Origin of the sequence: Rhodococcus rhodochrous, assembly GCF_014854695.1 — a bacterium.
GTDB lineage: Bacteria > Actinomycetota > Actinomycetes > Mycobacteriales > Mycobacteriaceae > Rhodococcus.
In genome coordinates, this window is record NZ_CP027557.1 from 3,271,950 (window position 1) to 3,293,845 (window position 21,896).

18 protein-coding genes are annotated in these 21,896 nt (G+C 68.4%); 8 read left to right on the forward strand and 10 right to left on the reverse strand.

Going from position 1 to position 21,896, the window contains the following annotated elements; genetic code table 11:
- The first annotated feature begins 141 nt into the window (after positions 1–141).
- Genes C6Y44_RS15245 through treY form a run of 3 tightly spaced genes read left to right on the forward strand, consistent with a single transcriptional unit; the run spans position 142 to position 6,973 of the window.
- Positions 142–2,244 (forward strand): acyltransferase family protein, encoded by a 2,103-nt coding sequence (locus C6Y44_RS15245; RefSeq protein ID WP_159418065.1) that lies wholly within the window; start codon positions 142–144, stop codon positions 2,242–2,244.
- Positions 2,245–2,291: 47 nt separating this feature from the next.
- Positions 2,292–4,583 (forward strand): glycogen debranching protein GlgX, encoded by a 2,292-nt coding sequence (gene glgX, locus C6Y44_RS15250; protein WP_159418064.1) that lies wholly within the window; start codon positions 2,292–2,294, stop codon positions 4,581–4,583.
- A gap of 26 nt (positions 4,584–4,609) precedes the next feature.
- Positions 4,610–6,973 carry a malto-oligosyltrehalose synthase gene (gene treY / locus C6Y44_RS15255; protein ID WP_404817801.1) on the forward strand — a complete coding sequence of 788 codons (2,364 nt, stop codon included), beginning with the start codon at positions 4,610–4,612 and terminating at the stop codon, positions 6,971–6,973.
- On the opposite strand, the gene C6Y44_RS15260 is transcribed toward treY, so the two are convergent.
- Both C6Y44_RS15260 and C6Y44_RS15265 read right to left on the reverse strand, forming a co-directional pair.
- Positions 6,970–7,482, reverse strand: a complete 513-nt coding sequence (locus tag C6Y44_RS15260) for a DUF2029 domain-containing protein (RefSeq protein WP_120283188.1) — start codon at positions 7,480–7,482, stop codon at positions 6,970–6,972. The genes treY and C6Y44_RS15260 overlap by 4 nt on opposite strands.
- On the reverse strand, positions 7,479–7,700 hold the full coding sequence (locus C6Y44_RS15265) for a helix-turn-helix transcriptional regulator (RefSeq protein ID WP_120283190.1): 222 nt from the start codon (positions 7,698–7,700) through the stop codon (positions 7,479–7,481). The genes C6Y44_RS15260 and C6Y44_RS15265 overlap by 4 nt, the downstream gene beginning before the upstream one ends.
- 366 nt (positions 7,701–8,066) lie before the next feature.
- Between C6Y44_RS15265 and C6Y44_RS15270 the strand changes: the two genes are divergently transcribed.
- A complete protein-coding gene (locus C6Y44_RS15270) occupies positions 8,067–9,344 on the forward strand; it encodes an amidohydrolase family protein (RefSeq protein ID WP_159418062.1) in 1,278 nt (425 codons plus the stop codon).
- A gap of 102 nt (positions 9,345–9,446) precedes the next feature.
- Here the strand turns inward: C6Y44_RS15270 and C6Y44_RS15275 are convergent, their stop codons facing one another.
- Positions 9,447–9,932 (reverse strand): TIGR00725 family protein, encoded by a 486-nt coding sequence (locus tag C6Y44_RS15275; RefSeq protein ID WP_060652834.1) that lies wholly within the window; start codon positions 9,930–9,932, stop codon positions 9,447–9,449.
- A 123-nt stretch (positions 9,933–10,055) separates the two neighbouring features.
- Between C6Y44_RS15275 and C6Y44_RS15280 the strand changes: the two genes are divergently transcribed.
- Positions 10,056–10,469: a YchJ family protein gene (locus tag C6Y44_RS15280; RefSeq protein WP_159418061.1), complete on the forward strand. Its 414-nt coding sequence runs from the start codon at positions 10,056–10,058 to the stop codon at positions 10,467–10,469.
- Between the two features lie 10 nt (positions 10,470–10,479).
- Here the strand turns inward: C6Y44_RS15280 and C6Y44_RS15285 are convergent, their stop codons facing one another.
- Positions 10,480–11,151: a TetR/AcrR family transcriptional regulator gene (locus C6Y44_RS15285; protein ID WP_016695722.1), complete on the reverse strand. Its 672-nt coding sequence runs from the start codon at positions 11,149–11,151 to the stop codon at positions 10,480–10,482.
- A 111-nt stretch (positions 11,152–11,262) separates the two neighbouring features.
- Here C6Y44_RS15285 and treZ point away from each other — a divergent pair, with 111 nt between their 5' ends.
- Together treZ and C6Y44_RS15295 are read left to right on the forward strand one after the other, a co-directional pair.
- Complete coding sequence (gene treZ / locus C6Y44_RS15290) at positions 11,263–13,011, forward strand: malto-oligosyltrehalose trehalohydrolase (RefSeq protein WP_159418060.1); 1,749 nt, start codon at positions 11,263–11,265, stop codon at positions 13,009–13,011.
- Positions 13,012–13,097: 86 nt separating this feature from the next.
- Positions 13,098–13,376 (forward strand): hypothetical protein, encoded by a 279-nt coding sequence (locus C6Y44_RS15295; protein ID WP_120283202.1) that lies wholly within the window; start codon positions 13,098–13,100, stop codon positions 13,374–13,376.
- Positions 13,377–13,385: 9 nt separating this feature from the next.
- Here the strand turns inward: C6Y44_RS15295 and ilvA are convergent, their stop codons facing one another.
- The gene (ilvA, locus tag C6Y44_RS15300) at positions 13,386–14,711 is read right to left on the reverse strand and encodes a threonine ammonia-lyase IlvA (RefSeq protein ID WP_174247024.1); all 1,326 of its coding nucleotides are present in this window, start codon (positions 14,709–14,711) and stop codon (positions 13,386–13,388) included.
- Positions 14,712–14,830: 119 nt separating this feature from the next.
- The gene (locus tag C6Y44_RS15305; protein ID WP_024101255.1) at positions 14,831–15,274 is read right to left on the reverse strand and encodes a nitroreductase family deazaflavin-dependent oxidoreductase; all 444 of its coding nucleotides are present in this window, start codon (positions 15,272–15,274) and stop codon (positions 14,831–14,833) included.
- A gap of 138 nt (positions 15,275–15,412) precedes the next feature.
- Between C6Y44_RS15305 and C6Y44_RS15310 the strand changes: the two genes are divergently transcribed.
- Positions 15,413–15,640, forward strand: a complete 228-nt coding sequence (locus C6Y44_RS15310; protein ID WP_159418059.1) for a hypothetical protein — start codon at positions 15,413–15,415, stop codon at positions 15,638–15,640.
- A 65-nt stretch (positions 15,641–15,705) separates the two neighbouring features.
- Here the strand turns inward: C6Y44_RS15310 and dnaE are convergent, their stop codons facing one another.
- The 4 genes from dnaE to C6Y44_RS15330 all read right to left on the reverse strand — a co-directional run bounded on the left by dnaE (position 15,706) and on the right by C6Y44_RS15330 (position 21,888).
- Positions 15,706–19,242 (reverse strand): DNA polymerase III subunit alpha, encoded by a 3,537-nt coding sequence (gene dnaE, locus C6Y44_RS15315; RefSeq protein WP_120283208.1) that lies wholly within the window; start codon positions 19,240–19,242, stop codon positions 15,706–15,708.
- Between the two features lie 38 nt (positions 19,243–19,280).
- Positions 19,281–20,222: an EamA family transporter RarD gene (rarD, locus tag C6Y44_RS15320; RefSeq protein WP_372473809.1), complete on the reverse strand. Its 942-nt coding sequence runs from the start codon at positions 20,220–20,222 to the stop codon at positions 19,281–19,283.
- A gap of 106 nt (positions 20,223–20,328) precedes the next feature.
- Positions 20,329–20,976, reverse strand: a complete 648-nt coding sequence (locus C6Y44_RS15325) for a hypothetical protein (protein ID WP_159418058.1) — start codon at positions 20,974–20,976, stop codon at positions 20,329–20,331.
- Between the two features lie 3 nt (positions 20,977–20,979).
- Complete coding sequence (locus C6Y44_RS15330) at positions 20,980–21,888, reverse strand: RluA family pseudouridine synthase (RefSeq protein WP_174247134.1); 909 nt, start codon at positions 21,886–21,888, stop codon at positions 20,980–20,982.
- Between the last annotated feature and the right edge of the window lie 8 nt (positions 21,889–21,896).

The following is a 21,896-nucleotide window of genomic DNA, read 5'->3' on the forward strand; positions in this document are numbered from 1 at the left end:
TGTAGGCGGTTGGAAGTCGCCGCCTGCAGCCGCGTAGTCTGCCCGAGTTGCCGTGAACGACGCTCACGGCAATCGGCCGGTGCGCTCGTCGCCCGGTTCGCAGCACAGCCGCACACGTAAGACACCGGGGGTATCCGTCACATGTCCGTCCACACCTCGGGACCGGAACTCGAGAGTGGTGCGCGGACGACAGGCACGCGCCCCGCGCGCCGTGCCGACATCGACGGACTGCGCGGTCTCGCGATCGCGCTCGTGGTGATCTTCCACGTCTGGTTCGGTCGCGTCTCCGGTGGTGTCGACGTCTTCCTGGCGCTCTCCGGCTTCTTCTTCGTGGGCACGCTCCTGAGGACGGCCGACTCCTCGGCCCCGCTCGATCCGCGTCCCGTCCTGCGGCGGATCGGCCGTCGTCTGCTGCCTCCGCTCGTCGTCGTGCTCACCGCCGTCGCGGCCGCCACGGTGGTGCTGCGGCCGTTCACGCGGTGGCTCGACGTGGCCGACCAGACCGGGGCGTCACTGCTCTTCTTCCAGAACTGGTACCTCGCCCGCACGGCGAGCGACTATCTGGCCGCGGATCCGATGGTCAGCCCGCTCCAGCACCTGTGGTCGATCGCCGTGCAGGGCCAGTTCTACATCGCGGCGCTCGTGGTGGTGTTCGGCTCCGCGTGGCTACTGCGCCGGATGTCGGTGCCGGTCCGCCTGCCCCTGACGGTGCTGCTGGCCGTCCTCACCGCGGCGTCGCTGGCGTACGCGGTGCTCGCCGACCGGCCGCAGTCGTGGCTGTACTACGACAGTGCCGCCCGTGCCTGGGAGCTGACCCTCGGCGGACTGCTGATGTGCCTGTCGCCGTGGTTGCGGGTTCCGCGCGCGCTGCGGATCGTGCTCGGTGCGCTCGGACTCGCGGTGCTGCTCGCGTGCGGCTTCGTCCTAGACGGCAACGCCCTCTTCCCCGGGCCGTGGGCACTCGTCCCCGTCGGGGCGGCGATGGCGCTCGTCGTCGCGGGCATCCGCTCCGGCTCCGGCCCTGGTTCGGACTCCGGCGCCGAGCACGACACGCCGTCGGCGCGACTGTTGGCATCCGCGCCCATGGTGCGCCTCGGGGCGATCGCCTACGCGCTGTACCTGTGGCACTGGCCGATCCTCATCGGTTACCTGATCGTGCGCGGGCACCCGTCCGTCGGCCTGGTGGGCGGACTCGTCGTGATCGCCCTGTCGCTGCTGCTCGCCGAGGCGTCGACCCGGTGGTTCGAGGACCCCATCCGCCGCGTCGAACCCCCTCGGCCGTCCCGCACCGCGCTCGTGGGTCTCGTGACGGTCCTGGCCGTCGCTCTCGTCGGGGCCGCGAACCTCTGGCACACCCACGTCGACCGTTCGACGGAGGCCCTCGAAGGCGTCACCGCTCTGCCGACGGAGCTGTATCCCGGCGCTGCGGTGTTCGATCCCGCCGTCTCCACCGAGGCGCAACCGGTGCAACCGCCGCTGCTCGTCGCCCATCGCGACCTGCCTCCCGCGACGCTCGACAACTGCATCGCCCAGCACACCAATCGCACACCGTTGACCTGTACCTACGGCGACCCGCTCGCGACGCGACGCATGGTGATCGTCGGGGGGTCGCACTCGGAGCACTGGCTCGCCGCGCTCGACGCGCTCGGCATCGAACACGGTTTCCGCCTCGACACCTATCTCAAGGTCGGGTGCCCGCTCTCCGATCCCCTCGCCCCGCTCGTCGAGGAGTCCCCGACGGTCGAGTGCGACACGTGGTCGACCGCCGTGCTCGCGGAACTGCGCGCAGATCCGCCCGACTACGTGTTCACCACGTCGACGCGCACCAAGGACCAGGGCGAGGGACCGGGCGACTTCGTTCCGTTCTGGTACGTCGATCTGTGGGAGACGCTCGCCGACTACGGCATCCCGGTGGTGGCGATCCGCGACAACCCGTGGTTGTTCCGCGGCGATCTCGCCTATCGGGCCGCGGACTGCCTCGCGGGGGGCGGCACCGCGGAAACGTGCGGGGTGCCGCGCGAGGAGGCGCTGGACCCGATCGACCCGGCCGTCGCCGCATCCGCGCACCTGCCCACCGTGTCGCTGCTCGACCTGTCCGACAAGTTCTGCCGGCAGGATCTGTGCCGGGCGGTGGAGGGAAACATCCTCATCTACCGTGACGAGAACCACCTCACCACGACCTACGTCCGGACGCTGACGCCCGAGCTCGGCCGACAACTCGGTCCCGCCACCGGTTGGTGGTGACGCGCTCATCCGGTGCCGCGAGCGCCGGAAGACTACTGTTGGCGTGCATGGAGCCCATCGAAGCGAGCGCTAGCGACGAGATGCCCGAGACCCTGGAAGTATGGCCGGGATCCCCGTATCCCCTCGGCGCGACCTACGACGGGGCGGGCACGAATTTCGCACTGTTCTCCGAAATCGCCGAGAAGGTCGAGCTGTGCCTCATCTCCCGCGACGGGAGCGAGACCCGCATCCCGCTCGAGGAGGTGGACGGTTACGTCTGGCACGCCTACCTTCCGACGGTCTCCCCCGGTCAGCGTTACGGTTACCGCGTGCACGGTCCGTTCGATCCGGAGAACGGTCACCGGTGCGATCCGAGCAAGCTGCTCCTCGACCCGTACGGGAAGGCGTTCGACGGGTCGTTCGACGGCGACCCGTCGCTGTTCTCGTACCCGCTGCCCGGCGCCGAGCCCGAGGCCGACAGCGCCGCGGACGAGAACACGGACGACACCGCCGGCACCGAGGACACCGACACCGGCGACGCCGCGTCCACCGACGATGCCGAGCCCGAGGCGATCGCGACGGGGCAGACCTCCGACGCCGCCGCGGAGTTGCCCGGCCTGGATTCGCTGGGGCACACCATGACGACCGTGGTGATCAACCCGTTCTTCGATTGGGCGACGGATCGCCATCCCCGTCGCCCCTACAACGAGACGGTCATCTACGAGGCCCACGTCAAGGGCATGACGGCGACGCATCCGGACGTCCCCGAACACATGCGGGGCACCTACGCCGGTCTCGCGCACCCGGCGATCATCGACCATCTCCTCGATCTCGGCGTCACCGCGATCGAACTGATGCCCGTGCACCAGTTCATGCACGACCAGGTGCTGATCGACCAGGGACTGCGGAACTACTGGGGGTACAACACCTTCGGGTTCTTCGCGCCGCACGCCGAGTACTCGTCGTCGACCAAGCCGAGCGCCGTGGTCGCCGAGTTCAAGGCGATGGTGCGGGCCTTCCACGAGGCGGGCATCGAGGTGATCCTCGACGTGGTCTACAACCACACCGCCGAGGGGAACCATCTCGGTCCCACCATCTGCTTCCGCGGCATCGACAACGCCGCCTACTACCGCCTCGTCGACGACGACAAGGCCTACTACATGGACTACACGGGAACGGGCAACAGCCTCAATGCCCGTCACCCGCACACCCTGCAGCTGATCATGGACTCGCTGCGCTACTGGGTGACCGAGATGCACGTCGACGGCTTCCGGTTCGATCTCGCGTCGACCCTGGCGCGCGAGCTGCACGACGTCGACCGGCTGTCGGCCTTCTTCGATCTCGTCCAGCAGGATCCGGTGGTCTCGCAGGTCAAGCTCATCGCCGAGCCGTGGGACGTCGGTGAGGGCGGCTACCAGGTGGGCAACTTCCCCGGTCAGTGGACGGAGTGGAACGGCAAGTACCGCGACACGGTCCGCGACTACTGGCGCGGCGAACCGGCCACCCTCGGCGAGTTCGCGTCGCGCCTGACCGGCTCGTCGGATCTGTACGAGGACACCGGCCGCCGTCCCGGCGCGTCGGTCAACTTCGTCACCGCCCACGACGGGTTCACCCTCGCGGATCTGGTGTCGTACAACGAGAAGCACAACGAGGCCAACGGCGAGGACAATCGCGACGGCGAGTCGCACAACCGGTCGTGGAACTGTGGGGTGGAAGGTCCCACGGACGATCCCGAGGTCCTCGCGCTGCGCGGGCGCCAGCAGCGCAACATGCTCGCGACGCTGATCCTGTCGCAGGGCACTCCGATGCTCGCCCACGGCGACGAGTTCGGTCGCACCCAGCAGGGCAACAACAACGTGTACTGCCAGGACAACGAACTGTCGTGGGTGGACTGGTCGCTCGCCGAGTCCAACGCCGACCTGGTCGCGTTCACCCGCAACGTGATCGCGCTGCGCACCGACCATCCGGTCTTCCGGCGTCGCAGGTTCTTCGAGGGCCGGCCGATCCGCAGCGGCGATCAGTCCCGCGACATCGCGTGGCGCACACCGGCCGGCGACGAGATGATGCCCGAGGACTGGGACAGCGGTTTCGGCAAGTCGCTCGCGGTCTTCCTCAACGGCGAGGGCATCCCCGAACCCGATCAGCGGGGACAGCGCGTCGTCGACGACTCGTTCCTGATGTGCTTCAACGCCCATCACGAACCGATCGAGTTCGTCACCCCCGACGGCCCACACGCCGAGGAGTGGACGGTCGCGCTCGACACCGACGTTCCCGACGGTCTGCGCGAGGAGATCGTCGTCGCCGGTAAGCCGGTCCGGGTGCAGGCCCGCTCGGTGCTGGTGCTCCGGAAGACCCGGTGACCACCGGAGGTGCGGAGTCGGCAGGTGTGAGCGGCACCGGCGCGGGGAATACTGCGCCGGTGTTGTCCACCTACCGACTCCAGATGCGCGGCGACGAGTGCACCTTCGCCGACGCCGTCGCCCTGCTCGACTATCTCGACGCCCTGGGTGTCTCGCACGTCTACCTCTCCCCCGTCCTCAGCGCGACGATCGGCTCCACCCACGGATACGACGTGGTCGACCCCGGTACGGTCTCCGAGTCGCTCGGGGGACGCGAGGGCCTGGAACGGCTGTCGCGGGAGGCACGCGCACGGGGCATGGGGCTGGTCGTCGATATCGTCCCCAACCATGTCGGGGTGGCCGATCCACGCCAGAACGCGTGGTGGTGGGACGTCCTGAAGCACGGCTCCGGATCCCGCTACGCGTCGTTCTTCGATCTCGACCTCGCCGATGACAACGGTGTGGACGGCCGGATCGCTCTGCCGGTGCTCGGATCGGACGACGCCGTGCAGGAACTGACCGTCGACCGCTCCGGCGACGAGCCGATGCTCGCCTACTACGACAAGCGATTCCCGATCGCTCCCGGGACCGACGAGGGCACCGGTGAGGAGGTCCACGCGCGGCAGGCCTACCGGCTCGTGGCGTGGAACTCGGGGTTGATCGGATACCGCCGCTTCTTCACCGTCGACGATCTCGCCGCGGTGCGGGTGGAGGATCCCGCGGTGTTCGACGCGACGCACGAGCAGGTCGCGTCGTGGATCGCCGACGATCTGGTCGACGGGATCCGCGTCGACCATCCGGACGGTCTCGCCGATCCGGCCGGCTATCTCGCGCGCCTGCGCGAGGTGATCGGCCCCGATCGGTGGCTCGTGATCGAGAAGATCCTCGGCGACGCCGAACCGCTGGATGCGACGCTGCCGGTGGACGGCACCACCGGATACGACGCACTCGGCGAACTGTCGACGGTGTTCGTCGATCCGGCCGGCGAGACGGAGCTGAACGCCCTGTCGCGCAGGTTCACCGGCGCCGAAGGCGACGCGCCGTGGCTGCACGCCCGCGAACACGACCTCAAACGGTCGGTGCTCGGCAGCGGGCTCGCACCCGAGGTGCGCCGCCTCGTGCGGGCGATCCGACGCGAGACCGGCGACACCGGGTGCGACGACGCGGCGCTGCGCGAGGCCGTGATCGCCGTCGCCGCACAGCTTCCCGTCTACCGCGCCGACTACGCGCCGCTCGCGACCCTGGTGCCGCGCATCGTCGGCGACCTCGCGCGGACGCAGCCCGCGCTCGATCCCGCGCTCGCGGTGTTCGCCCGGGCGATGGCCCTCGGTGGTGAGGCCGCGGCCCGCTTCGGCCAGGTGTGCGGTGCCGCGACGGCCAAGGCGGTCGAGGACTGCCTGTTTTACCGGGCGGCGCGGCTGATCTCGCTGCAGGAGGTGGGCGGGCAACCCGGCCGTTTCTCGGCCACCCCGGCCGAATTCCACCTCGCGTGGACCCAGCGAGCACGGCACTGGCCGCGGGCGATGACCACCCTGTCGACCCACGACACCAAACGCAGCGAGGACGTCCGGGCGCGGATCGGCGTGCTCTCGCAGGTCGCCGACGAGTGGTCCCGTCGGCTCGGGTCGTGGAACGAGTCGGCGCCCGCACCGGATCCGGCGATCGGATTGTTCCTGTGGCAGACCCTGTTCGGAGTCTGGCCGCTCGACGGAGTGGTGACCGACGAGCTGCGCGAACGGGTACATGCCTACGCGCAGAAGGCGCTGCGGGAGAACGGAACCCGAACCACGTGGACCGAGGTCGACGAGGAATTCGAGACCGCGGTGGACCGGTGGCTGGACGCGGTCTTCGACGGTCCGGTCGCGGGTGAGCTCACCGGATTCGTCACCGAGGTCGAACCGCACGTCGCTGCCGTCTCGTGCGGCCAGAAACTGTTGCAACTGCTCGGCCCCGGCGTCCCCGACGTCTATCAGGGCACCGAACTGTGGGACGACTCGCTCGTCGACCCGGACAACCGGCGACCGGTGGATTTCGACGCCCGACGGCGGCTGCTCGACGACCCCGATTCGGCGCCGGCGAAGTTCACGATCGTGCGCACCGCGCTCCGGTTGCGCCGCGAACGACCGGCGAGCTTCGTCGGCGGGGCGTACGTTCCGGTCCTCGCCACCGGACCGGCCGCCGAGCACCTGCTCGCATTCGGCCGCGGTCCGGCGCCGGACGACCTCGACGTACTCGCGGTGGCCTCCCGCCGCACCGTGGCGCTGTCGCGCTCGGGGTGGAAGGACACCACCGTCGACCTGCCGGACGGCGACTGGTCGGATGCCCTGACCGGACGCTCCTTCACCGGTCGGGTGCGGGTCGCCGATCTGCTCGACTCCCTGCCGGTCGCGGCGCTGGTCCGCGCGCGTTAGTCCTCGAGCGCGTCGAGCGCTTCTTCCGCGTCGAGTCGCCGCTGGGTGCGTCGCCGGCTCCAGGCGAGAACCAGTCCTGCGAGGACGATGGCGACCGCCGCGCCGACGACGCGCCCCGCCCAGGTCGCGGCGTCGTTCTCGAAAGGATGGCTTTCGTAACGCAGGCGGAGGAAGATGCCGGCGACGCCGACGAGATAGAGCGCGGCGGCGGCGGCACTGCGGGGTCGCCACAGTTTCGCGGTGGCGTACAGGTCGACGTCGCGTTGCCGCGCGTACAACTGGGTCACGATCGACACGACGAACCAGGCCACGAGGATGCCCAGTGCCGTCCACGCCCCGGGGCGGCCGGCGAGCCACGGGAGCAGCGCCGCCGCCACCAGCGCGATCCACAGGGACAACTGGAATCCCACCGCCGATGCTTCGTTCCAGACGTCTCGCTGACGTTCGTCGCGGTAGAACTCGTCGTCCAGATCGCCGATGAAGCGCGCGGTTTTCACGAAGACCGTCATGAGGGCTCCTTGGTGGTGAGCGGGAACAGTTCCTCGACCGTGCTGTCGAGTCTGAGGGCGAGACGCAGAGCGAGGTACACGCTGGGCGCGTAGTCCCCCTTCTCCGTCGAGACGATGCTCTGTCTGCTGACGCCGACCGCGTCGCCGAGCGCGGCTTGGGTGAGTCCCGCTTTCTTGCGGAATTCGCGGACCCGGTTGCTCCTCGGTGTGTCGGTCACATCAGAAGTAAACTCTGCTTGTCATTTTATGTCAAGCATTCTTGTCATTTTCGATCGTCGAACCACCCCGGCACACCCGTCGAACCGGACATGCGATCACCCTCGGCGCAGTCGATCACGAAATGGAGAATTACATTCTCTCAATCGAAGGTTCCGACACCGCTCCGGTCTTCGGCGAATCATGCAACAATGCCGCGATTTCCGAGCGGGATCCGATCCCGACGAGGGGTGGATTCGGGATCGTCACCTACGGAATCCATCCGATACGCAGCGATCCTTGATTTATGTTCTCGAATACGGAAATCTAGTTCTCATCGCGAGCGCCGACGCCGGCAGGACCTTTGCGCAGCCCAGGGAGAGGATTCGATGAAAACCGAAGACATGGTGATGATCAGCATCGACGACCACGTCGTCGAACCCGCGGACATCTTCGAGAAGCACTTCCCCAAGAGCCTGATGGACCAGGCTCCCAAACTCACCGCCCATCCCCGCAACCCCACTGTGCAGGCCTGGCAGTTCCAGGGCACCGTTGTCGGCAGTTCCGGCCTCAACGCGGTCGTCTCGTGGCCCAAGCACGAATGGGGCATGGACCCGACCGGCTACGCCGAGATGCGGCCGGGCGTCTACGACATGGACCTGCGGGTGCGCGACATGGACGCCAACGGCACCCTCGCCGCGACACTGTTCGCCACCTTCCCCGGCTTCGCCGGCACCCACCTGGCGAGCCTGCCCGACAAGAAGCTCTCCCTCGCCGCGTGCAGGGCTTTCAACGACTGGGTCGTCGGTGAGGTCCCGGACGCACACCCGGGCCGGTTCATACCGATCGGCATCATCCCCTTCTTCGATGCGGACGAATCCGTTGCCGAGGTTCACCGGATCGCAGCCATGGGATGCCGGTCGATCAGCATCCCGGAGACGCCGTACGGCGTCGGTGAGGGTTATCCCGATTTCAAGTCCGGGCACTGGGACCCGATCTTCAAGGCGTGCGTCGAGCACGACATCGTGCTGTCCCTGCACATCGGCGGCGGCATCAACCTGGTCAAGCGCCCGGCCGGTTTCAACATCGACGACATGATGATCCTCACGCCGCTCATCTCCACCATTGCGGCGACCGACATCATGCTCAGCGGCGCCTTCCAGAAGTTCCCCGATCTGAAGGTCGCGATGAGCGAAGGCGGGGTCGGCTGGGTCGCCCCGTGGCTCGACCGTCTCGACCGGCACATCGTCAACCAGTCCTGGACCGGCACCAGCTTCCTGCCGGCCGGGACGAGCCCGACGGACGTGTGGCGCAAGAACTTCCTCGCCTGCTACATCACCGAGCCGAGCGGGCTCAACAACCGTCACAGGCTCGGCGTCGACACCATCGCGTGGGAATGCGACTACCCGCACTCCGACTCGACGTGGCCGAACTCCCCCGAGATGCTCAAAGAGGAACTCGACGCGTGCGAGTGCACCGACGAGGAGATCGACAAGATCACCTTCGCGAACGCCGCGAAATTCTTCGGCTGGGATCCGTTCAAGCACATCCCGCGTGAGGAGGCCACCGTCGGCGCCCTGCGCGCCCGCGCCACCGACGTCGACATCAGCGAGACGTCCAAGGAGGAGTACCGCCGCCGTTACGAGCTCGCCAACTCCGGCTCGTAGGGCCTGCTCCACAGGAGCCCACAACAGACGATGCCCGCCGATCCGGATCGGCGGGCATCGTCATGTCTGCTGGGTACTGCCTACTGTCGTGCCACGGTCGGCTCATACCGGGTCCTTGCGCCACAGCAGTGCATGCAGGCACTCGACGGCCTCGGCGGGCGATTCGACGTCGAGCACTCCCGCGGCGGGCATCCGCCAGCCTCCGATCGCGATGACCGGCACACCGATGCGGACGGCGAGCGCGATCTCGCTCATGGTGCCCCAGCTTCCACCCACCGCGATCAACGCGTCGCTGCTGCGCACGAGCAACGCGTTGCGCATCTCTCCGAGGCCCGTGGGAACGGCCACCGTCAGATAGGGATTGCCCTCGGCACGGTCGTCTCCGGGCAGCAGGCCGAGGGTCGTCCCACCGGCTTCCACAGCGCCACGGCAGGCTGCCGCCATCACCCCACCAAGACCACCGGTGACCACGACGGCCCGGCGTCCGGCGAGGAGTCCCCCGACCTGGCGGGCGAGGCGTCGCTGTTCGGGCGTGGCTTCACCCGGCCCCACGACCCCGACATAGCGCTGCGCATTCATGTTCGGCATTCTGCATCATGGAGCGCTCCGGAGCGCGCGGTCCGAGAACATCATTCGCACTCGGTGATCGTCCGCTCCCACAGTCACCGCCCCGCGGTCGGCCGACCGAGCCCCTCGGGGGACACTGTGGCCATGAGCAGAGCCGACCGCAGCACCGACACCCGCCCGGACTCCCCGTGCCCGTGCGGTCGCGGCGTTCCCCTGTCCGAATGCTGCGGGCCGCTGCTGGCCGGTGCGAGCGCGCCCACCGCCGAACGGCTGATGCGTTCGCGGTACACGGCATTCGCGACGCGCGATGCGGCGCACCTGCTGCGTACCTGGCACCCGTCCACGCGTCCGCGCTCGATCGAGTTCGACCCCGGTCAGCGCTGGACCGGTCTCGAGGTGTTGCACACCACCGGAGGCGGATTCCTGCACACCACCGGCACGGTGGACTTCCGCGCGCACTGGACGGCGGACGGGGTGCCCGATTCGATGCGCGAGCACAGCCGGTTCGTGCGGGAGGACGGCGAGTGGCTCTACCTCGACGACCGCGGTGACGACTGAACCGACTCCGTCACGGCGCCGTTCGCCGCAACAGCGTCGCGCGCAGCGTCCCCGAGAGCCACTGACGGTACTGGTCGACGTCCCATCCGCGATCCCGTCTCAGCAACGCGTGCACCTGCGGGGAACTCAGGGTGAACAGGACATCGGCCGCGTGCTCGACGGTGACGTCCTCGCGCAGCCAGCCGGCGTGTTCGAGTCCTTCCGCGAGGGTGCGGGCGTTCTCGGCCGTCGCCTTCGCGTCGTCCGCGGCGAAACGACGCATGTCGGGGTCCGCCCCCGATGATTCCACGGAGGTCATGAGCAGCCCGCCCGCGCGTTCGAGCATCGCGGTGCCGTAGCGGACCACCTGCTCGACCACGAGGTCGACGTGCGAGACCGCGCCGCTGACGTGGGACGGTTCCGGATCCGCCGCCGCGACCGCGCGCGGATCGCCGTCGCCGGTCACCGCGTGATCGAGCGCCTCGCGGAAGATCTCCGCCTTGCCGCCGGGGAAGGCGGTGAACACCGTCCGCACCGCCACACCCGCTTCGTCCGCGATGTTCTTGACGGTGGTGCTGACGTAGCCGTCGCGAACGAACAGCCGCGCTGCGGCGTCGCGGATCGTCTCGCGGGTTCGGCGGGCCGCTTCCTCCCGCAACGGTGAGGTGTACCGTCGGCGGGCTCGCTCGGGATTCGGGTTCACTCCCCCAGTATCGAGTGCATTGCAGCTGCAACAAAATTGACGCGCGGCGGGGTGGGACGCCGGTCGGCGCCATCCCCTGCACCGACGCCGTCGACACGGCATGCTGGTCGAGTGCACACCTTCGAGGTCTGGGCTCCGGTCCCGTCGTCCGTCCGGCTGTTCGCCGACGGACGGCTCCACGACATGCAACGCGACGACGGCGGCTGGTGGCGCACCACCGTCGACGTCGCTCCCGACACCCGATACGGTTTCGTGCTCGACGACGACACCGGGACGGTCCTTCCCGACCCGCGATCTCCGCGTCAGCCGGAGGGCGTGCACGAGCCGTCGCAGCTTCACGCGCTCGACGAGACGAAGTGGACCGACCGCGGCTGGACCGGCCGACAACTGACGGGAAGCATCGTCTACGAGATGCACGTCGGGACCTTCACCCCCGAGGGCACGCTCGACTCGGCGATCGACCGTCTCGACGAACTCGTGGATCTCGGTGTCGAGTTCGTCGAACTCATGCCGCTCAACGCGTTCAACGGCACCCACGGATGGGGCTACGACGGCGTGCTCTGGTACGCGGTGCACGAACCCTACGGCGGCCCCGACGCCCTGCAGCGTTTCGTCGACGCCGCCCACGCGCGCGGACTGGCAGTGGCACTCGACGTCGTCTACAACCATCTCGGTCCGTCGGGGAACTATCTGGGGCGCTTCGGCCCCTATCTCTCCGCGGCGCCGGGAATCTGGGGCGACAACATCAACCTCGACGGTCCCGGATCCGGGGAGGTGCGCAGGTACATCCTCGACAATGCGCTGCGCTGGTTCCGCGAGTTCCACATCGACGCCCTCCGGCTCGACGCCGTGCACGCGCTGATCGACCACACCGCCACACACCTCCTCGAGGAACTGTCGGTCGAGACGTTCCGCCTGTCCGCCCATCTCGGTCGTCCCCTGTCGTTGATCGCCGAATCGGACCTCAACGATCCGAAGCTGATCACTCCCCGTCCCGGCGGTGGATACGGACTGCACGCGCAGTGGGCCGACGACGTCCACCACGCGATCCACGCGGCGGTGTCCGGTGAACGGCAGGGTTACTACGGCGACTTCGGTTCCCTGGACTGCCTCGCGTACACGCTCGGGCACGGCTTCTTCCACGCCGGGACGTATTCGAGCTTCCGCGGCCGGGTCCACGGGCGCCCGCTCGACACCCGGCGCACACCGGCGAGCGGTCTGGTCGCCTACACCTGCACGCACGATCAGGTCGGCAACCGGGCGCTCGGCGACCGGCCGGGTGCCTATCTCGAAGCCGGTCAGCTCGCCCTCAAGGCTGCGCTCGTGCTCACGTCCCCGTTCACGCCGATGTTGTTCATGGGCGAGGAGTGGGGTGCGAGCACACCCTTCCGGTACTTCACGTCGCATCCCGAACCGGAACTCGCCGCGGCCGTGGTCGAGGGTCGCCGGCGCGAGTTCGCCGAACACGGCTGGGACGCCGCCGACGTACCCGACCCGCAGGCTCCGGAGACCTTCACCGGCTCGAAGCTGCGCTGGGACGAACGCGACGAGAACGGGCACGCCCGGCTGCTGGAGTGCTACCGCGCGCTCATCGCGCTGCGGCGGAACCGCGCTGAGCTCACCGATCCCTGGCTCGAGCACGTGCACGTGACGTACGACGAGGACGAGAAATGGCTCGTCGTACACCGCGGTGCGCTGCGGGTGGCGTGCAATCTCGGACCCGATCCCGTCACCGTGCCGGTCGGCGGGAAACCGCTGCTCTGGTGGGACGAACCGGTGGTCAACCGCACCGAGTCCGCAGTACTGATCCCGGGCTGGTCGTTCGCGGTCCTGGAGGCTCCCGAGACGCCCCGCCGATAACGTTCGTCAGGCGAAAAAGTCGTTGATTATGCCGCGAGTGGGCGAGTACCGTCTCAAGTACCGTCGAATTCTCGAGGTGAATCACCATGCAACCCAAGAAGATTCTGGCGAGCGTATTCCTCAGCACCGCACTCGTCCTCGCCCCTGCGGGGGTCGCCTCGGCGTCACCGGTGGTCGACACCTCCCCTGGCGTCGTCGCCGTCAACCACGACCACCGAGACTACGACAAGCACCACAAGAACGATCACAAGAGGGATCGCGACCACGGCAAGCACCACAACAAGGACTGGGATCGCCGTTGGGACAATCATTGGCGTCCCGACTGCTTCTGGTTCGGCCCCTGGCTGGTGTGCTCGCCCTGGTAGCGGCTCCGACTAGGTGAGGTAACGGTAGGCCGGCGACCCCGGCTCGAGTCGCTGCGCGTCGATCGGCGACGCGTCCATGCGATTGAGCAGGGCCGAAAGGTCTTCTGCAGCACCCAGTTCGATACCGACGAGGGCAGCACCGGTCTCCCGGTTGTTGCGCTTGACGTACTCGAACAGGGTGATGTCGTCGTCCGGTCCGAGGACTTCGTCCAGGAACCGGCGCAGTGCGCCGGGCTCCTGGGGGAAGTCCACGAGGAAATAGTGTTTGAGCCCGCGGTGGACGAGCGACCGCTCGATGATCTCGCCGTAGCGCGAGACGTCGTTGTTGCCGCCCGACACCAGGCACACCACGTTCGCTCCGGGCTGCACCGAGATCGACTCGAGGGCAGCGACGGACAGGGCGCCGGCGGGCTCGGCGATGATGCCCTCGTTCTGGTACAGATCGAGCATCGTGGTGCACAGCGCACCCTCGTCGATCTGGGTCATCCCGAACGGGGCTCGACCGAGTCCCTCCCGGCGCAGCGTGGCCACGAGCGGCAGGCTCGAATGGGACACGACCTCGGCACCGAGTTCGGACACGACGGCGTAGGGGACGTCGCCGGTCCGCTTGACCGCAGCGCCGTCGACGAACGGCTCGACCTCCGGCAGCGTGACGGGACCGCCCGCGACCAGCGCGGCGGTCATCGATGCTGCGCCGGCCGGTTCGACACCGACGATCGACGTGCGTGGGGACCGCTCGCGCAGATAGGCGGCGACACCGGCGATGAGGCCGCCCCCGCCCACGGGGACGAGCACCACGTCGAGATCGCCGTCGAGCTGCTCGAGGATCTCGCGCGCGATGGTGCCCTGCCCGGCAGCGGTGCGGGCGTCGTCGAAGGGCGGGATCATCGTCGCCCCGGTGCGGATCGCATCGTCGGCGGCGGCCGCAGCCGCGGCGTCGAAGGTGTCGCCGACACCGATGAGTTCGACGCTGTCGCCGCCGTGAACACGGATCCGGTCGCGCTTCTGCTTGGGAGTGCGGGTGGGCACGTAGATGCGGCCCTGGATTCCCATCACCCGGCACGCGTAGGCGACGCCCTGCGCGTGGTTGCCGGCGCTGGCCGTGACGACGCCCGCGGCGCGCTCGGCCGCGTCGAGCTGCGCCATGGCGTTGTACGCCCCGCGGAGCTTGAAGGACCGCACACGGGTGAGGTCCTCACGCTTGAGGTAGACATTGGCTCCCACGAGGGCCGAGAGCCGGGGGCTGTGCTCGAGCGGCGTCGGGGCGACCGCCTCCGAAATTCGCTCGGCAGCCGCATCGATGTCGGCCGCGCAGGGCACGGCGGTCACAGTCATCGGTTCTGCTGTTCGCGAAGTGGAGGTCACCCGTCAATGCTGCCACTCCCCCGATTCGCCCACCACGGCGGGACCCGCATCGAGGGGGTGGCCGCACAGTCCGTCCGAGCGTGCTCGGTCTACGAGCCCTCGACCGGCTCGAGAACGAAGACGGGAATCTCGCGGTCGGTCTTCTCCTGGTACTCCGCGTAGGGCGGGAACGCCTCGACGGCACGTTCCCACCACTGCGCCTTCTCCTCACCGTGGACCTCGCGGGCGGTCATGTCCCACACCTCGGTGCGGTCCCTCACCTCGACGTGCGGATTCGCGACGATGTTGTGGTACCAGACGGGATGCTTCGGTGCACCGCCGAGCGAGGCGACGGCGGCATACCTGCCCTCGTGCTCGACTCGCATGAGAGGGATCTTGCGGAGCTTGCCGGACTTGGCGCCGACCGTGGTCAGGATGATGACCGGCCGACCCTGGAGGGTGGTGCCGCGGGTTCCGCCCGACGACTCGTACTCCTCGACCTGCTTGGCGCTCCATTCGACGGGACTCGGTTCGTATTCTCCGTGCAGTGGCATACCGACCAGTCAACACAATCGTTGTGACAGTCGTCGCCCGATCGTGGAGTTCGGTGGCCCGAACTCTTCCCTGCGCCTATCCTGAAGAAAGGATTCCGCCCGGCCTACAGCCGCTCTGCCTACAGGAGGTGCACCGCGATGTCCGTGCTCGATACCCGGATACGACGTGAGCGCACCGACGGTGTGGACATCGCCGGCACGATCTGGCCCCTGTACAAGCTCGAAGCACTCGCTTCGGGGCTTCTCACCCTGCTCGTGGTCCTCGTCGTCACCACCAGCGCCCAGAGCGCCGTGCTCGGTGCCGCTGCGGTCACCGTCGTCGTGTGGTGGGTCCGCAGGATCCAGCAACACGCACTCCGTTCCTAGCCGCACCGGCCAACCCGGCTTCCCGCGCGGCGCTCACCGAAGGGCTCGCGCCGCGCGGCGGACCGCTAGGTGGCCAGGCAGCCCGGTCCGAGCAGGGCCTTGAGGTCGCCCATCAGCGCCGACGACGGTTCGACCCGCAGGCTGTCGTCGAGCTTGAGGACGGTGACCTTGCTGCCGGTGATGAGCCGCACGTGCACGTCGGACGAGCCGGGATGGCGCGTGAGCACGTTCTTGAGGGCACCGACCTTGTCGGGGGTGCACAACCGGGTGGGCATCGACACCGACACCGGCTTCGCGACCCCGATCTGCGAGAGGTCGGGGACGACGAGATCGTTGGCGATCAGGGAGATCCGGTCGTCGCGGATCGACACCCGGGCCTTGACCAGCACCACCGAGTCCTCCACGACGTCCATGCCGTAGACGGCGTAGGACTGCGGGAAGAACAACACCTCGATGCCACCGGTGAGGTCCTCGAGCTGCGCGGACGCCCAGGCGAGACCGTTCTTGTTGATGCGCCGGTTCACCGAGGCGAGGATGCCACCGACGGTGACCTGGCTGCCGTCCTTGAGCGCGCCTTCGAGGATCGCGGGGATCTGGGTGTCGGCCTGCGACGCGAGGACGTGCTCGACGCCGTTGAGCGGGTGCCCGGAGACGTAGAGGCCGAGCATCTCCCGTTCGAGGGCGAGGCGGTGCTTGGTGTCCCATTCCTCCTCGGGGATGCGGACGTTGAACACCGCGGCGACGGACTCGTCGGCGTCGTCGCCGCCGAACAGGTCGAACTGGCCGATCGCCTCGGCCTTCTTCGTGCTCATCACCGCGTCGATCGCGTCGGCGTGGACGAGCATCAATCCCTTGCGCGGGTGTCCGAGCGAGTCGAATGCGCCTGCCTTGATGAGGGATTCGGTGACCTTCTTCGAACACGCGACGGTGTCGATCTTGTTGAGATAGTCGGAGAAGTCGGTGTAGCGGCCCTTCTCCTCCCGCCCCTTGATGATCGAGGCGACGACGTTCGTGCCGACGTTGCGGACGGCGCCGAGGCCGAACCGGATGTCCTCGCCCACCGACATGAAGTTGGTGTGCGACTCGTTGACGTCCGGCGGCAGCACGGTGATGCCCATCTTGCGGCAGTCGGACAGGTAGACCGCGGCCTTGTCCTTGTCGTCACCCACGGAGGTGAGCAGACCGGCCATGTACTCGGCCGGGTAGTTCGCCTTGAGATAGGCGGTCCAGAACGAGACGAGACCGTAACCGGCGGCGTGCGACTTGTTGAACGCGTAGCCGGCGAAGGGCAGAACGGTGTCCCACAGCGCGGTGATCGCCGCCTGCGAGAAGCCGTTGTCCTTCATGCCCTGCGCGAAGCCGTCGTAGGCCTCGTCGAGGATCTCCTTCTTCTTCTTACCCATCGCGCGACGCAGCAGGTCTGCCTGTCCGAGCGAGTAACCGGCCACCTTCTGAGCGATCTGCATGATCTGCTCCTGGTAGACGATCAGGCCGTAGGTGTCGGCGAGGATCTCCTTCAGCGGCTCCTCGAGCTCGGGATGGATCGGCTTGACCTCTTGCCGCCCGTTCTTGCGGTCGGCGTAGTCGTTGTGCGCGTTCATGCCCATCGGACCGGGGCGGTACAGCGCGAGCACGGCGACGATGTCCTCGAAGCCGGTGGGCTGCATGCGGCGCAGCAGGTCGCGCATGGCGCTGCCGTCGAGCTGGAACACGCCGAGCGTGTCGCCGCGCGCGAGCAGTTCGTAGGTCGCCGGATCCTCCAGCGGGAGGGTGTCGAGGTCGAGATCGATCCCGCGGTTGACCTTGATGTTCTCGATCGCGTCGCCGATGACGGTGAGGTTGCGCAGACCGAGGAAGTCCATCTTCAGCAGGCCGATGGCCTCGCAGGACGGATAGTCCCAGCCGGTGATGATCGCGCCGTCCTGCGCGCGCTTCCACAGCGGGATCGCGTCCATGAGCGGCTCGGACGACATGATCACCGCGCAGGCGTGGACGCCGGCGTTGCGGATCAGGCCCTCGAGACCGAGCGCGGTGTCGTAGATCTTCTTGATGTCCGGGTTGGACTCGATCAGCTGGCGGACCTCGGCGGCTTCCTTGTACCGCTCGTGGCTCGGGTCGGTGATACCCGAGACCGGGATGTCCTTCGCCATGATCGGCGGAGGCAGGGCCTTGGTGATCTGGTCGGCGATCGCGAATCCGGGCTGGCCGAACTGCACTCGCGCGGAGTCCTTGATCGCGGCCTTCGTCTTGATGGTGCCGAACGTGATGACCTGGGCGACCTTGTCGTTGCCCCACCGCTCGGTGGCGTAGCGCACCATCTCACCGCGGCGGCGATCGTCGAAGTCGATATCGATATCGGGCATCGACACGCGCTCGGGGTTGAGGAACCGCTCGAACAGCAGACCGTGCGGGATCGGGTCGATGTTGGTGATGCCCATCGCGTAGGCGACGAGCGAACCGGCGGCCGAACCACGGCCGGGGCCGACGCGGATGCCGACCTCGCGGGCGTGGTTGATGAGGTCGCCGACGACGAGGAAGTAAGCGGGGAAGCCCATCTGGTTGATGACGCTGATCTCGTACTCGGCGCGCTCGACGTACTCGCGGGGCGGGCCGGCGGGGAAGCGACGGTCGAGACCGCGCATGACCTCCTTGTGCAACCAGCTCGCCTGCGTCTCCCCTTCCGGCACCGGGAAGATCGGCATCCGGTCGCGGTGGGTCCACACGTCCTCGTAGGACTGCACCCGCTCGGCGATGAGCAGCGTGTTGTCGCACGCGCCCGGCACCTCGCGGTCCCACTGCTCGCGCATCTCCTGCGCCGACTTGAGGTAGTAGCCGTCGCCGTCGAACTTGAACCGGGTGGGATCGGAGAGAGTCTTACCGGTCTGGATGCACAGCAGCGCCTCGTGGTTCGCGGCCGCATCCTTGGTGACGTAGTGGCAGTCGTTGGTCACGAGCGGCGGGATGTCGAGCTTGCGGCCGATCTCGATCAGGCCCTCGCGCACCCGGCGCTCGATGGACAGGCCGTGGTCCATCAGCTCGAGGAAGAAGTTGTCCTTACCCCAGATCTCCTGCCACTTCGCGGCCGCCTCGAGGGCTTCACGCTCGTGGCCGAGGCGCAGGCGCGTCTGGATCTCACCCGACGGGCAGCCGGTCGTGGCGATGATGCCCTCGTGATGGTGGGCGATGAGCTCTTCGTCCATACGAGCCCACTTGCCGAGCTGGCCCTCGATCGATGCGAGGGAGGACAGCTTGAACAGGTTCCGCAGGCCCGTGGAGTTCTCGGCGACCATCGTCATGTGGGTGTAGGCACCCGAGCCGGAGACGTCGTCGGACTTCTGGCCGGGATCGCCCCACTGCACACGCTTGGTGGAGAAGCGCGACTCCGGCGCGACGTACGCCTCGATACCGATGATCGGCTTGATGCCGAACTTCTTGGCGACGTTGTAGAACTCGCTGGCGCCGTACATGTTTCCGTGGTCGGTCATGCCCACGGCCGGCATCCCCAGCCGTTCGGCCTCCTTGAACAACGGTCCGACCTTCGCGGCACCGTCGAGCATCGAGTACTCGGTGTGGGTGTGCAGATGAACGAACGAGTCAGCCACGCGTGCCTCTCCCGGGATGTCTGTGGGCAGAGACGAGTCTAAGCCGCGCGAGGCTCCGCGGTGACCACGGCACGCTGACGACGGGCCCGCACGAGGGCGTCCGTGCTGTACACCGCCAGTGCGATCCAGATCAGGACGAAACCGATCCACCGCGAGGCAGGCATGTCCTCCCCGAGCACGACCACACCCCACGTCATCTGCAGGCTCGGCGTGAGGTACTGCAGCATGCCGAGTGTCGCGAGCGGGACCCGCTGCGCGGCCGCGCCGAAGAGCAGCAGCGGTACGGCGGTCACCAGCCCCGCCGACACGAGCAGGGCGGTGTGATCGATGCCGTGCCCGAGGAAGGTGCCGGTGCCGGTCACCGCGAGGAAGATCACGTACCCGAGCGCGAACGGGGCCGCGACGATCCCCTCACCTGTCAGGGACGTGCGCGGATCGAGCGGCACGACCTTCTTGATCACCCCGTAGGACGCGAAGGACAACGCCAGGGTCAGGGCGATGATCGGCGGTCTGCCGTAGTCGACGGTGATGACCACCACCGCGCACACCGCGAGCACCAGCGCCGCGATCTGCGCCGGCCGCAGTCGTTCCCGGAAGAACAGGACACCGAACACCACGCTGACGAGCGGGTTGATGAAGTAGCCGAGTGCGGTCTCCACGACCCGGCCCGACACGACGCCGTAGATGTAGACGCCCCAGTTGACCGCGATCGCGGTGGACGCCGCGGCGACCAGGCCCCAGGTGCGGGCCGACAGGCCGCGCAGGGTGCCGAGGCGTCCCATGACGCCCAGCACGATCAGCATGAGCACGAGGGTCCACAGCACGCGGTGCGCGAGGATCTCGACGGCGCCGGCGGGTTCGAGCAGGCCGAAGTAGGCGGGGAACAGTCCCCACAATCCGTAGGCGCCCAGACCGCACAGCACCCCGGTGCGCACGATGTTCCGCTGCCCCGAGTCGTTCCGATCCCCCGAGTCGCTCACCGGATCACCCTACGGCGCCGCCGGTGCGCTGTCGTTCCTGGACACTGTCGTTCCGAGACACTGTCGTTCCGAACACGGTCGTTTCGAGACGGGATCCCCCGCACCGTCACACCTCCCCGTCGTCCGGGCCGGGCACGACCGTCTCGACGTGGGTGGGCAGCAGCGGGGTCACCGCGAAGCGTCCCGCGATCGCGTCGGCGGGCAGGACCTCCACGGCCCGCACGTCCGGGGCATCGGCGACGGCCCGGAACTGTGCGGGAGTACCCCGGAGCACCGCCGCGACGACGCAGTCGCAGCCGTCGGCGAGCCGCTGCGCGGAGACCGCCCCGACCCGCGCGGCGCGTTCGGTCCCGAACTCCACCAGGCTCAGCCGGCCCGCGGCGACCGAAGGGGCACGACGCACCGCCTCCGGGTTCTCCGGCACCGCGACCGGCACCAGTGGTGTCTGGACGCGGTCGATCGGCACACGGAGGAGCACCTGCGCCACGCGCGCCTCGTCGGTGAGTTCGACGACCCGGTCGATGCCGACGGCGTCGGTGAACGACACCAGTCCCCAGTGCTCGAGGTCTCCGTCCGCTTCGGCCTCGGTCAGGCTGTCCGCGGCCCGTGCCAGATAGTCGGCGACCACTTCCCCGTTGTCGGGGCCGAGGGTGTCGCTCCCCACGGGGGACGTCCGCGGCGGTGAGGTCCACCCGGCGACGAGCACGGCGACGACGAGAACGACGACCGCCGCCCAGGGCAGGACACGTCCCATCGGTCAGGCGTTGCGCAACACGGCGAGCGCGTGTTCGAGATCCGGAGGGTACTTGCTGGTGATCTCGACCCAGTGCCCGCGCGTCGGGTGCGAGAACCCGAGGGTGCACGCGTGCAGCCACTGCCGTTCGAGGCCGAGACGCGCCGCGAGACGCGGGTCGGCTCCGTAGGTGAGGTCGCCGCAGCAGGGGTGACGCAGTGCCGAGAAGTGCACCCGGATCTGATGGGTGCGACCGGTCTCGAGGTGGATGTCGAGCAGGCTCGCGGCCTGGAACGCCTCGATCGTGTCGTAGTGCGTCACGCTGGGCTTGCCGTCGGCGGTGACCGTGAACTTCCAGTCGCTGCTGCGGTGGCGGCCGATCGGTGCGTCGATGGTGCCGCTGCTCGGGTCGGGATGCCCTTGGACGAGCGCGTGGTACCGCTTGTCGACCGTGCGTTCCTTGAAGGCGCGCTTGAGGACGGTATAGGCGCGTTCGGACGTCGCGACCACCATGACGCCGGAGGTGCCCACGTCGAGCCGGTGCACGATGCCCTGGCGTTCGTGGGCGCCGGACGTGGAGATCCGGTAGCCGGCTGCGGCGAGGCCGCCGATCACGGTCGGTCCGGTCCAGCCGACGCTCGCGTGGGCGGCGACACCCACGGGCTTGTCGACCGCGACGATGTCGTCGTCGGCGTAGAGGATCTCCATGCCCTCGACGGGCTGGGCCTCGATGGTCAGGGGGCGGGGCGGCTCGGGCAGTTCCACCTCGAGCCAGGAGCCGGCGGACAGTCGGTCGGACTTGCCCACCGCCGCGCCGTCGACCACGACGGCGCCCTCCTCGGTGAGCGTGGCGACCACGGTCCGGGACAGACCGAGCAGGCGCGCGAGGCCTGCATCGACACGCATCCCGTCGAGCCCGTCGGGTACGGGCATCGCGCGGG